Source organism: Bifidobacterium asteroides, from assembly GCF_030758775.1.
Taxonomy (GTDB): Bacteria; Actinomycetota; Actinomycetes; order Actinomycetales; family Bifidobacteriaceae; genus Bombiscardovia; species Bombiscardovia kimbladii.
On sequence record NZ_CP132384.1, the window covers coordinates 982,440 to 995,148 of the forward strand.

General features: G+C 53.7%; 13 protein-coding genes. All 13 read right to left on the reverse strand.

The features are described 5' to 3' along the window. Nucleotides 1-37: 37 nt before the first annotated feature. Nucleotides 38-1,762, reverse strand: coding sequence for an MFS transporter (locus tag RAM15_RS03740; protein WP_372338677.1), 1,725 nt, complete (start codon nt 1,760-1,762; stop codon nt 38-40). Nucleotides 1,763-2,183: 421 nt separating this feature from the next. Next, complete coding sequence (locus tag RAM15_RS03745) at nt 2,184-2,588, reverse strand: DUF2511 domain-containing protein (protein ID WP_306222153.1); 405 nt, start codon at nt 2,586-2,588, stop codon at nt 2,184-2,186. 35 nt (nt 2,589-2,623) lie between these two features. Further along, nucleotides 2,624-3,484: an ABC transporter ATP-binding protein gene (locus RAM15_RS03750; RefSeq protein WP_306222154.1), complete on the reverse strand. Its 861-nt coding sequence runs from the start codon at nt 3,482-3,484 to the stop codon at nt 2,624-2,626. Nucleotides 3,485-3,515: 31 nt separating this feature from the next. Beyond that, nucleotides 3,516-4,274 carry a murein hydrolase transporter LrgB gene (locus tag RAM15_RS03755; protein WP_306222155.1) on the reverse strand — a complete coding sequence of 253 codons (759 nt, stop codon included), beginning with the start codon at nt 4,272-4,274 and terminating at the stop codon, nt 3,516-3,518. Further along, on the reverse strand, nt 4,271-4,888 hold the full coding sequence (locus RAM15_RS03760) for a hypothetical protein (protein WP_306222156.1): 618 nt from the start codon (nt 4,886-4,888) through the stop codon (nt 4,271-4,273). The genes RAM15_RS03755 and RAM15_RS03760 overlap by 4 nt, the downstream gene beginning before the upstream one ends. Before the next feature lie 107 nt (nt 4,889-4,995). Further along, nucleotides 4,996-5,841, reverse strand: a complete 846-nt coding sequence (locus RAM15_RS03765) for a hypothetical protein (protein ID WP_306222157.1) — start codon at nt 5,839-5,841, stop codon at nt 4,996-4,998. A 14-nt stretch (nt 5,842-5,855) separates the two neighbouring features. Continuing rightward, nucleotides 5,856-6,452: an RNA polymerase sigma factor gene (locus RAM15_RS03770; RefSeq protein ID WP_306222158.1), complete on the reverse strand. Its 597-nt coding sequence runs from the start codon at nt 6,450-6,452 to the stop codon at nt 5,856-5,858. 210 nt (nt 6,453-6,662) lie between these two features. Continuing rightward, nucleotides 6,663-7,196: a ClbS/DfsB family four-helix bundle protein gene (locus tag RAM15_RS03775; RefSeq protein WP_306222159.1), complete on the reverse strand. Its 534-nt coding sequence runs from the start codon at nt 7,194-7,196 to the stop codon at nt 6,663-6,665. A gap of 284 nt (nt 7,197-7,480) precedes the next feature. Further along, nucleotides 7,481-8,866, reverse strand: a complete 1,386-nt coding sequence (locus RAM15_RS03780) for a hypothetical protein (RefSeq protein ID WP_306222160.1) — start codon at nt 8,864-8,866, stop codon at nt 7,481-7,483. Between the two features lie 32 nt (nt 8,867-8,898). Continuing rightward, complete coding sequence (locus tag RAM15_RS03785; protein ID WP_306222161.1) at nt 8,899-9,564, reverse strand: ABC transporter ATP-binding protein; 666 nt, start codon at nt 9,562-9,564, stop codon at nt 8,899-8,901. Between the two features lie 381 nt (nt 9,565-9,945). After that, entirely contained in the window at nt 9,946-10,986 is a 1,041-nt protein-coding gene (locus tag RAM15_RS03790; RefSeq protein WP_306222162.1) for a zinc-dependent alcohol dehydrogenase family protein, read from the reverse strand. Between the two features lie 250 nt (nt 10,987-11,236). Next, on the reverse strand, nt 11,237-11,860 hold the full coding sequence (locus tag RAM15_RS03795) for an endonuclease III domain-containing protein (protein ID WP_306222163.1): 624 nt from the start codon (nt 11,858-11,860) through the stop codon (nt 11,237-11,239). A 120-nt stretch (nt 11,861-11,980) separates the two neighbouring features. After that, nucleotides 11,981-12,628 carry an HAD family hydrolase gene (locus tag RAM15_RS03800; RefSeq protein WP_306222244.1) on the reverse strand — a complete coding sequence of 216 codons (648 nt, stop codon included), beginning with the start codon at nt 12,626-12,628 and terminating at the stop codon, nt 11,981-11,983. Between the last annotated feature and the right edge of the window lie 81 nt (nt 12,629-12,709).

The window sequence follows — 12,709 nt, forward strand, 5'->3', positions numbered from 1 at the left end:
CGGGTTTTCCTGTTTCCGAGCCTCGAAACCGGGATCTTCATTGGTTTTTGATTGTCTTACCAGCGAAAATTTGCTTGCCTTTTCGGGGATACAAGAGAGCCAAGGGAATGAATAGCAAGGACAGACAACCCATTGCTAGGAAGACCTTGCTGCTGCCGCTGGCATAGGAGGCCCTGATCAGAGGCATGATCATATTCCGCATGGATTGGGGCATACTGGCGAATTGTGATTGAGCACCTGCCGAAGTTCCGGATCCAATAGTATCTGCGATGGCTTGCGCTCGGGATGCACTTACTCCGTACTTGCCCAAGGCCTTATGAATATCCAGGGCAAAATAATGGGTGCACAAGGGTCCAAGCATTGCCATGCCTAAGGCGCCGCCGAAGTTTTTGAAGGTCTGATTGATGGCAGTGACTTCGCCATAAGAGGCGTTGATGGCCCGATTGACCGCATCAGTGGATGATGGCGAGAACATGAATCCGATCCCTGCACCCGCAACCACCATGGAAAGTGACAGCCAGACGGTATTGGAGGGCAGTCCTTTATCGAGCGAACCGGCTGTAAGCGACATGAGGGAGAAACCCGTTGCGGCTATCAAGCCGGCGATCAGCAATACCGGTTTCATGCCATGTCTGTTGAAGAGTTGGGCGCCTAACAAGGCGGAAACCAGGAAACCTAAGAAAAAGTAGAGGATGAATAGGCTGGTCATCAATGTTGACCGGTTGAGTGCAAGGAGCCCATAGACGCTGAGGAAGTACATGATGGGTTGGAAGATCACGGCGGCTACCAACATGGCGAGCTGGGAAATGTCGAATGGTGGGTTGCGGAAGATTCTGAGTTTAATGATTGGATTGTCAACGTGCGAATCCCAGAAGCCGAACACCAGGAATAGCACAAGGCTGGCACCAAAACTGGCAATAATGCGCCAATCCGACCAGCCAACGGTGCTGCCCTGTTGAATCGGCACGATCAGAGCTATCATGGCGAGTCCTACGGCCAGGCCGCCAGCCCAGTCAATATGCTGACTACCGGGTTCGGTTGTGGGTGAGTCCTTCGGAATCATCGAGACGATCATGGCGATTGCCGCCAGAGCCAGAGGCAGATTGATGAAGAAGATGTCGCGCCAGGAGTATTGAATCAGCCAAGAGCCCAGAATGGGGCCCAAACATGTCATGGCTCCTGTGATGGCGAAGAACAGAGCCATGTTTCCGGCCCTCTTGTTTTCGGCCGAGTAGGAGAACAGAATACCGATAGCGGCCGGGAACATCATGGCTGAACCAATGCCTTGGAGCGCTCGGGAGAAGATCATCAGCATCAGCGACAGTGAATTTGCAGGAACAAGTCCGCAACATAAACTGCCCATTCCAAAAAGGAATGTACCTGAAAGCATGATGCGCTTGTAGCCCGCTAGATCAGACAGATGCCCGCAGATGGGGAAAGTGGCGGCCGCAGCCAGCATGTAGGCGTTGACAATCCACTGTATGCCGCTTGCGGTCAGACCCAGACCTGATTGGACTGCCTGACTCGATAAGGAGACGATTGTCGAATCTATGTTGGTCATAGAGACGGCGACAATAAGTCCAATCATGATCAGGCTGAGTTTTTTGTGATTGATAGGAGGTTGTGAACCCTCAATCACTGGCAAGGGGTCTTCTTGTCTTTTGACTTTGCAATCTTGCATGCTGTCTCTCTTTCGTGTTTGCGCAATTGATTTCGCCGTAATCAGCTTTGGAGGCGCTACACCATGAGAGTAAAAAGATATTCTCGCTTCTTATGTCATCCCAGTCGCTGTATCTCTGTCCCCCATTCGGATGACATGATGTCAGCCGTGTCAGAGCTGGGGCTAGAAGATCAGCAATACAACAGTTTGCGGAAACAGACTGTGTGAGTTATAGGGCTGTCTGGTGCTGGGAAAAGTACTGTCTCGCAGTTTATCGAGTGATTTTATAAGCCAATTGGTGGGGGGGGGGGAATCGATAGTTATGGCAGGCAGATTACCCAGAAGACTCGCGAGCAACTGCCCTCTCCACTGGCCAATGTGAGCGGTATTCGCCTGACGCTATGAATGAGTAATATCAGCGACAGACAATGCAATGTGAGGACATTCTCCACGCAGTCAACCTGGGTGACCTGTTGTCATTGTTGCCCACCGTTTGGCTATCTGTTGGGCCCTGTAAATTGGTTTATTTTGGTATGTCGCAGACCGAGAAGGCGAAACTCATCAGAGTTCCTACTGACTTACTCTTGTCTGATTTTAGTGTTTCAATGCTTTTGAGATGCTCGTTGTCTTGTACCTGGTTCAGTGCGTACTGTTCACCATCTGAGGTGGTAAAGCGGAGGATGGGTTCTCCCTGCTTGTTGAGCTTGCATGACACGGTGCCCTCATCAACTTTAAGAGGCCAGGTGTGACCCAGATCTTCTTTCGAAATTGTTTGCGGGTTGCTGGTAGCTGCGACTTTATTGTTTCCATCAGTGGAATACTCTTCAGGGTGCTTCATGCCATCAGCGCAGCCGACAACCCCCACTGTCAGCATAACTGTGGCGCATATAAGGAAAAGGGTCCTAAGGCTCTGCTTGATTCGTTTCATAATTATCGACGTTCTTTCATACTTGGAGACGGTTTCTAGCGCTCGCTGGCCAAAGCCATATATCCGTCCTCAAGGTTGGGCGCAGTTTCGACAGAGCCTGCGGGCGGGGTGTCGGTGACTATGCGGTATCTTGTCCCCTGTGGGGTGGGTTCCGCGTTGATGATTGTGGCATTTTCCGGTGGGGCCGCGATAGGGGGCGTGACCCAGGTGTGACCGGCAGCTTCATGGATCAGCCCCTCTGTCGGCCCGTCATACTGGTTGCGTCCGCAACGTAATACACACACCCAAGGGCAGGTTTGTGCAACATCATCGAGTATGTGGGTGGAGAGGATAACGGTTCGATCCTGTCCCAGCTGGGCAAGGAGCGTGCGGAATCGCATGCGCTCTTCGGGATCCAACCCCGCTGTGGGTTCGTCGACTACCAGTAGCTGGGGGTCGCCCATAAGTGCCTGTGCAATGCCAACCCTGCGCCTCATGCCCCCGGATAGCCCCCCGATAGGTTGGTTCATCACGTCTTCCAATCCCACCTGTTCCAGGAGGGTATGCGCCTGCTCCTGCCGCATGTGTTTGTTGTCGATCATTTTCAAGATGCCGATATAGTCAAGGAATTCAAGCGGGGACAGGTTCTCGTAGGGGGTGATGTGCTGTGGCAGATAACCCAGGTGCCGTTTTAGATTTCGCCTGTTGGCCGGCGAAGAGAGGTCTTGTCCATCAATAAAAATTTTACCTTTAGTCGGTTTGATTATTCCGGTGAGAATGCGCATGAGGGTTGTTTTACCGGCACCATTTGGTCCTATAAGCCCTATCATGCCCTGTGGAAGATCAACGGTCAGATCGTTTAAAGCGGCTGGTCTCCCCCGAAAATCCTTGGTCAGATGGTCAATGGAGATAAACATGTGAGCAATTCCTTTCAAAGTCAGATGAAAGTCAGACCCGAGCTTTTATGCGGTTGGAGGCTATGTTTGCACCAGTGAAAAGGAGGAAGATAATACACACCTGCCAGAGCAGGGATATGACTCCTGACTGGACGGTAAAGGGGCCGTTCGCCGGCATGTACATAGGATTGGTATGAAACCATCCCTGTGCAATGGGATCGCCAATGACTGCAAGCGGTCCGCCATTGAGTGTTGGAAGTGGTAAGAGGGGGGTATAGAAAGCCAGCCAAGCCCATGCCAGGACGGCAAGAATTCGGGCTACGATCGTGGGCAACAGGGCTCCTAACAGGGCGGATATCCCCATAGCGATCAGCATTGATGGCGAGAGTATGACAAGTGCTACTGCCGGGGCTACCAGTATTGCCTTACCGTTGCCGTGGATGGCTTGGTGGACCGCGATCAATACAAGGAAAAGCAGGGAAGATGATATGCAGATGACCCAGGCTCCCAAGACATGAGCTGAGCGGATGACTGACATCGGCAAGGGGGAGGTGGATTCAAGCTCGTCCATACCTGTTCGCCTGCCGGCAGTCATAAGGTCGCTAAAAGATGCTGCGTATGCCAACGGGGTGAACATAGCAAGAACCTGTCCGGTAAAGACAAGACCATCTGTGTCGCTGAATCCAGGTGACATAGGAGAAGCATAGGCTAAAAAGAGGGCGAAGAGCGCCAGCGGCATGCTGGCTATCCACAAGGCTTTGCGCCGATAAAACATCAGTAGCGTGATGCGTACAAGGCTCAGCATCCTCATAGGGCTGCCACCTTTACAACATTGCGCTCCGCATCACCGCACATGTTCCATCCGAAGATTGCGCCTGCCGCTGCAAAAAACATTGGGAGGAGTCGTTGCCGGACTGGATCGGTTATGTATGGATCCCATATAAAACATAAAAACAGCCAAATAGCTATGGAAGCCAGCGATGACGTTGGCATAGACATGGTAAGTACGGCTATAAGGAAAACCAGACAGTTGACAATGAATATACTGCCAACCGGGGTAATGATGCTCACCCATCCCATGTCACGTGGCCAAAGTCGCATCATATGCAAGCCGATAAAAAGAAGGCCTGCGGCAGCAAGAAATGCTCCGGTAATGATAAGCAGCCTGGTAACTTGAACTTTCCGCCATCCAGTTGGAGTTGACTCAGCAAGTTCAACGATTGGGTCACCATTGAGCACAAAAGCTGTAGATAGGCCAGCAGCAATTACTGGCACCTGAGTAAGAACCATCATAACCGGCCGTATGCGGCTCAATGACCAGATGCCCTCCAGTACGAAGCCCACAAGAAGAATACCTGCGGTCAGTATGAACGGCAGTAATACCAGCCTATAAAGCCTCTTGAGCTGTATACCTACGAAAGCCAACCTCGTCCACCTTCCTCATATCTGGTTTTGGCCTCGGCCGCCGCCAGACATTGCTCGCTGCTCGTTCCGTCTGCTTAGTTAGTAGCGAGAGAGGATGAAAAGGTTCATTAATTTTTATCTCCACCGGCGAGTTGAGTATGCCAGACAAGAGGGGCTGTAAGGATAACAGCAGATATGAGTCCCACTGTAACGAGGATGAACCCTGCCCAGGCTGCGGCGGTAGTGGGTGCCGAATTGACCCATGCCGGGAGGAAAAATGATGACCTCAAGTTCTGCAAAGTTCTCAATAGTGGTGCAAGTACCCCTAGGAGTAGTGCAATCCAAGAGCATTGCCATATGCATAAGAGGGCCACGATATTCGCCAGGAGTGTTATGGGGGCTATCGTTTGGGCAATAACTGGCAGGGGCCTTATTCCAGGGTTGATTGCAGTGACAATCAATAAGGCTGCTCCCCCGACGACAATGTTGGAGATAAAGGCCAGCAATAGCCTAGAAGCTACTACAACTTGAGGTCCCAGGGGCATACTGAGCATTAATTCACGATCATCTTTAATGGAAAAGACCAGGATCATGGTCAGTGCCATGTTGAGCATGAGCATATTTGAAAAGATATGCGTACCGAGACTGCCGTAACGCGCACCTTGCATAAGGTTGCTAATTAAAACCGAGCACGCTGCTATCGCGATTTCCACCAGTAAGATATATCGCGGTATGAGGCGTAATTGTGCCAGAACAAGCGGGCCACAGGAACGCACTCGATGCATGAATGGTATTGGTTGATCCGTTGCCAACGACGGCTTCTGGTGGATGGCCTTCATTACGCTAGTAAAAGCCGGAACTGCCGGTTGGGCATTCTGCTCTTTTTCCCTAAGCGCCTCTTGAACTTCACCCCGGTATTCTTCAGTGACTGGGCCTGTGCTGTCTGGGCTTGTGCTCTTATATCGGTCTGTCATAATCACCCCTTCAATTATCTCTGGCTCGGCACTTTATGGCTTTTGACTGGAGCGAAGTCGGTCAACTGTGGGCGCAGGATCTGCCTTGCCCGAGCAATACGAGACTTCACAGTCCCAACCGGGATGTCGAGCAGGGAGGCTATTTCCGGGTAGGGTAACTCGTGGAGCCAGGCCAGCGTCACCGTGTATGCCATTTCTGCTGGGAGTGCACCAATCCTTTGCCGTATTATTTCCATCGTCAGATCCTTATTGACCAGTTCTACAGGCTCCAGCTGATCATCGGTTATCGAGTCAAGTTCCACCTGATCCATTTGGTCAGGTGGTTTCGGTTTGCGACGTTTCATATAGATTTGCCGTCGGGCAATGCTGAGTATCCAGGTAAGCACCTTGCTGTCTGTGCGGAAGGTTTTTGAGGAACGCCAGCAGCCCAGCCATGTGTCAGCAAAAACTTCACTGGCATCCTCATCGTCGGATATTCGCAGGGAAATAAAGGCTTGGACGGTATGAGCATACTTATTGTAAAGTGCTTCAAAGGCCGATTCATTCTCAGCGGCCACCATTTTGATCAGCCTTATATCATCAGCATCTGGATCAATGCGAGATCGTTTCACTGATGATGTCCTTCTCTGTATTGTCTACATCCTAGATATCGTCCTGCATACTGTTATGCAAGCGGTTATCGCGGTTATGCTCCATTGCTATTACGAATATGTTGGGATGTCGCTTTTAGGGTCGCCCGTACTGTGAATTTAGTCGCAAAGTCGCAGGGCAACCCATTACTGTCTGTGAGTGAAGCTGGCTCTTTTCAGGTGTCCTAGCGCTTATTTGCGTCCTTTCAAGTACTTCCGTATCTTCTTCAGGGCCCAGTCGTAATGGCTGGAGGTTGAAGAGATGAAGGCAGAGCCCAAGGTAGAGTTTCCGGTCCATGGAAGGGCGCCCTTGGTGAATAGCTGCTCGTTGGTGAAGGATTGTGCTAGGGCCATGACCTTCTTATGGGATTCGATAAACAGGTTCAAGGCCTGATCATAGGTGGTGTCATCATGCTTGTCCCGCAGCTTCACATTCATCTCGCCGTAATTGCGCCAGTTGTAGCCCTCAGGAAGAAAGTCGTGGGTCCTGCCCTGCTGGTTGTCCTCGACCCAATTCAACAGCAGCTGATGCCACTCGTAGAGATGGACGAGCACATCCTTGATGTTCCTGTCGCGTGCCCAATGGGCCCCCTTCTCCTTGCTCAGGTCGAAGGAAAAGCGGCCATTGCGTTCTTCCGGTGTGAGCGGCTCAAGCAACGCCATGAGTTTGTCGAAGCCATCATCAGCCGCCTTGATGAGTTCTTCCTTGGTGGTCGGTCGCGCCATGACGATCCTCCATTTGTCTGTTGTTGACAAGATTTGACTGGTCCATCGTCACCTGTCTCGGTTTGTCATCGACTGTACCCTATATGAGCCTTACAAATGCTCGCGTGTAGGAAATCGTCGCGAACTCAAATGCTCACAGTCGCATCTACCTACCAATCAAATTCATCAAGCCGAGCGCTACATATACCGACTTAATTTATTTAACAAGAGCCATGAAGGAATGACAGAGGTGGCAGGCTTGCTATGGCTCAAATATGTACCCGGCTGTATGCAGCGGGACTTTATCACTCGCCGATGGCATGCGATATGACACTGACAGAGTTCTCGAATCTGGTGGTCAGAGCTTGGATTCCTGTGGCTGCGGCACCAAGCACGGATGCGATGAGCACCACTACGATCCAAGCGCCCCATTGCACGCTCATCTGTGCTTTGCCCATGAAGCGTGAGAGCATGAAAGTCAGGGATGAGGTGCAGAGCAATGTGATGACCAGGGAGAACAGTGTGCTGGTAATCATAGTGATGATGCCGTCAAGCGCGCCCAATACTCTGAGCTGGCCGATTCCAGCACCTGATACGTAGGTCAGCGCCAGATCAAGTCCTCTGCCTTTGGAAGTGATCAAGGTGCCTGCAATTGCACCTGTTATCGCGATGATTATTGGCGGTCCAGTGAGCGCCAAGAGACTCGCAAACATGTCTGTGGTCGCCGGAACGCTGCCTGGTGTGTGGGGAAAAGCGACTAGCAAGGTGGTGATCATTGTGCTCAACCCTCCGCTGACGGTCATCAGCAATGATAGACCCGCAGTCATCGGGATTATCGTCGCTCCCTGGCGCTGTATGCTGCCGACAGCCTGTTGGCCTGCCAGCCTCCAGGTTCTGGATGGCAACGCTACAATACGCGTCCATATCGCCGTGAAGCCGGGCAGGAGATATGGCGCGAAAGCTGCCAGCGAAAATATCAGGAGGAACATGCCGCCCATGGCGAAGGCGAGAAATACCGTCATCCGATCTGGAGCGGCAGCGCTGCTCATCTGACTGGCACGAGGGTTAGTTGCAAGTGCAAAAGCTGGAATCAGCAACATGCAGCCAGCACCAATCAAGCATACGATTCCCAGGAGGAAGCGGAAGACGCCTATCCGCTTTGGAGGGTCCTGGGATTGCCTGAGGGCTTCCATTGGTCGTATTTTCGAGAGCGAACGGATAGTCAACAAGGTGCTTATGAAGATGGGCGCAGCGCTGAAAGCGAGGCCTTTGCCTAGCGAATCGAACAGGTGGCTGCCGGCATAGGTCAAATGCAAATCAAATGGATTTGTCACCATGGCGAAGGTCAAGGGCGTAATCACTGGCAGCAAAAGGCAGGTGGCTGCAATGGACAGGATGAATAATCCCATGACTATCAGCAGATTCCAGGCCAGCAGTTGCCAAGGCAGAGCGCCTTGCAAAACCATGAGCGCCAGTTGATGCCGGCGTTGATTCAGTGCTGAATTCATGACCCATAGCAGCACAGCTACGGTGATGATCACGCTGAATGCTAAGGCGGGACCAGTGTATGTGGATCCAAGTACCTGCTCCGGGCCCTGATAGTCCTGATCAATGATCGTGGCGATCGCGATGAGGGAGCAGATGACAGTCTGGGATACGACCATGGCCAGCAAGACGGCGCTCCAGACCATGGGCGCTGCTTTGAGTTCGGACAGAGCGCCTCTCATGCCATGGGCGCTTTCGCAGAGAATGACTGGCTGATACGGCCATCGCGCACGGCAAAAAGCCGATCGCACTGGTCTGCCACCTCATTGTTATGCGTCACCAGTACGATGGTTTTCTTTTCGTGGTTGGCAAGTTCCTTAAGCACCGATATGACCTTTTCTCCCGATTCCTGATCCAAGGCGCCAGTTGGCTCGTCCGCGAATACCACGTCTGCGTCGGATAACAGAACCCGGGCCAGGGCAACACGTTGCTGCTCGCCGCCTGACAGTAGGGTGACGCTTTTCTTTTTCTGATCGATCAGGCCAAAGTACTTCAAGAGGGAATCCGCCGTCTTTCTGGGAAAGCGGGATCCGCGAAGGGTGAATGGCAGAGCCAGATTCTGCTCGACTGTCATGCTGGTGATCAGGTTGTAGGACTGGAATACGAAGCCTAGATGCTGGCGTCTGAACTTGGTCATGGCCGACAGCCCCAGACGGGTTATGTCCTTGCCCAGCAGAAGCACATTGCCGCTAGTGGCCTTCTCCAGCCCAGCCAGGCAGTACAGCAGCGTCGATTTGCCGCTGCCTGACGGCCCTATGATGCCGGTCATCTCCCCCGGATACGCAGTGAATGCTATGTCATTGAGAATGGTCAGCGAATCGCCGCGGCGCGGGGAGACCACCATGGACAGCCCCGTAGCTTCAATCGTTGGTGTCGGGCCTCTGCTCACGCATACGTTGGGGTTATTCATAGTTGCATCTTTCCCTTGGATGATCATCGACGACCTTCCAGACTGAGGCATCTACGCTCAGTAATGCTGATTCGCCTCGCAGATGTCATGTGCCCTCGTTCGTCGCTTGACCCTGTATGACGGTCATCCTTGTCGTCATCAGTCACTTCCATTGATATCAGCGAAAGAAGGGATGAAATACCCTGATTTACCCTGAACTATCCCTGACTCGGCCCTGATTTTTTCGGAATAAGAGGTATGTTCAGGCAGGCATGCTTACGCGGCGCCACCGGTAATGTCAGCAGCGCCGAGAATCAGCTGATTACTGCTGCAGCCTCATTCGCCAACAAGCACCAGGGATTTGATGGCGGTGCGCTGGTCCATGGCCTCATAGGCCTCCTGGATGTGATCCAAGGCAAAGCGCTGGGTGAAGACCTTGCCTGGCTGGATGCTGCCCTTGAGCACCTGGTCAAGCAGCAGATGCCTGTCATATGTGGTGACTGCGGCCGTCCCGCCTCGCAGACCGACATTGCGCCAGAAGAGCTTAGAGGTGTCCATGGTAGCCTGCTGCGGTACGCCGACCCGGCCGACCACTGCGCCGGGCCGGGCCACCCTGACGGCGGTGTCGGTGGACAGTTCGGTGCCCACGCATTCCAGGACCGCATCGGCTCCTGCTCCGTCGGTGAGAGCCATGACCTGCTCCACAGCAGCGTCGCCGCGTTCAGCCACGATGTCAGTGGCTCCGAATTCACGCGCCAACCTCTGGCGGTCCTCATGCCGGCTCATGGCGATGATGCGTTCGGCCCCACGCAGCTTGGCTGCTAAGACTCCGCACAGACCCACCGCTCCATCGCCTATGACCACGACTGTATCGCCCTCTTTGGCCTGGGCTGTGGCGGCTGCATGATAACCCGTGGCCATCACGTCGGAGAGGGTCAGCAGGGAGTCGAGCATGTCGTCGCTGTAGTCCTCAGGTTGGCCTGGAATCTGCACCAAGGCCCAGTCCGCGTTGGTGAATCGCAGATACTCGCTCTGATAGCCGCCGCTCCCCCGCCTGTCCGGATCAAGGCAGTCACCGTCGAAGCCGGCCCTGCAGGCCGCGCAGTGCCCGCAGCCATGGGTGAAAGGCGCTATGACGAAGTCACCAGGTTTGACATGAGTGACATCGGAGCCCACCTTTTCGACCAGGCCGATGGCCTCGTGCCCTACGTGACTGCCTGAGGGCATTGAGGAAATACCCCGGTACCACCACAGGTCGGATCCGCACACGCAGGCCCGTATGACCCGAATCACGGCATCTCCCGGCTTTTCGATGGTCGGCATCGGTGCTTCCTCCAGCTCGATGCGGCCTGGCTTCACAAACTTTGCTGCCTTCATGCTCCTGCTCCCCATTCTTCACTACCTGGCATATTCGCCTGCCAAGTATGCGAATGAAACATAGTCTACGGAGTTCAATCCGCTTGAAGTCAAGTCGATGCCTTATTGTGTGCGATTCACCGAGGTTCGGACAAGATTGTCACACCGGAATACGGTCATAAGATGCAGCCGTATATAGGTGCTTTATAGGGGTGCCGTATCGGGATACCGTCATATGCCTTGTGACTCGGCCGAACCTCAAGGGATCAACTCATTTGGAAGAGCTTTCATGACCGCCAAGTTCCTTAAGGAAGGCGGCATAGGCTTGGGGGTTGCGATGGTTTTTGCCTGCTTGGACAATCAACCCGTGATATTCGCACAAGTCGTTGAGCGGCCATTGATCAACCCGAATAAAATCCGCCTCGTACTCTTCACCCTCCTGGTATGACCGCAGGGAGGCCCAACCCAGACCGTCCAGCATCCGGCGTGCATAGGCATCCCAGATGAAGCAGCGCTGGCCGAAGGCATAGAGCCGTATGACATCCGCCGTCTCGCGTCCGACTCCGGCAATGGTGAGCAGATCGTCACGCAGACCTTCATCCGCGCAATCCTCAACATCGGCCGTGCGGATGCCGTGAGCCAGCAGCCACTGAGCCAGGGCCTTGCATGTGCGTGCCTTGGCCTTCATGAAGCCGCTTGATCTGATCAAGTTCGTCAGCCTTGCCAGATCGACGTCGGCCATGTTGCAGGGGTTGAGCAGATCGGCCTTGCGCAGCTGCTCGATGGACATGGCCGCGTTTCCCCAGGCCGTATGCTGGACCAGCACCGCTCCGATCATCATCTCGAAGTCGGTCTCTGCCGGCCACCAATTCTGCAATCCCAGGCGAGCGAGCAAACGTGAATACAGCCACTTTGAGCAACCGGCATTTATCCTGCCTGAATTGCTCATAACGCCTCCACCAAACTACTTGACGCTTTTCATGGTAACAGCTGGCTCCAGCCGGTGCGGAGCGAGTCAGAGAATGGCAGGCGCCTGGGCGAAGTCAGTGATAGCGCCATCAGCCTCAGAGCGAATGGCATCCCAATCCTTGTCCGAAGACTGGTCGTACATGGCCCAGACCTTCATCCCAGCCCGCTTGGCCGAATCGACGGCGACCAGAAGATCCTCGAACACTGTGCAGTGGTCGGGCGCAACTCCCAGCATCCGTGAAGCCAACAGGTAGATTTCCGGTTCCTCTTTGCCGATGCTTTTGGCATCATCCACGCTGCAGACCTGGTCGAAGCAATCGGTCATCCCAGCGTGCTTCAGAGCAGCCTGTCGTAGGCGCGGCGGAAGGCTGGTTGCCACAGCCAGGGCGGCACCGCTGGCTTTTAGCGCCTGCAGGTAATCGCGTGCATGTGGTTTGGGCTGCACAGCTGTGGCGTAGAGCAGGAGTGCGTCCTCGTTCCACTCCTCCACAAGATCTTCTGGGCGCTCGTCAAGGTGGAAGCGGTCGATGGTGTATCTGGCAATGGCACCGGTCTGCATGGAGGCCACTGCAGATGCGTAATCGTCCGGCATGGGGATGTTGCGGCGAGCAAAGAAACGTTGGTCGATTTCCTTCCAAACTCCCATGGAATCCAGAAGTGTGCCGTCCAAGTCGAAGATGGCGGCCTTGCCAATGTTGACTTTTGTTCTATCTTCGCCCACGCCGCACGTTCTCCTGTCTGTCGAAGTTCTTCATAGTAGCATGACCTAAGAGCA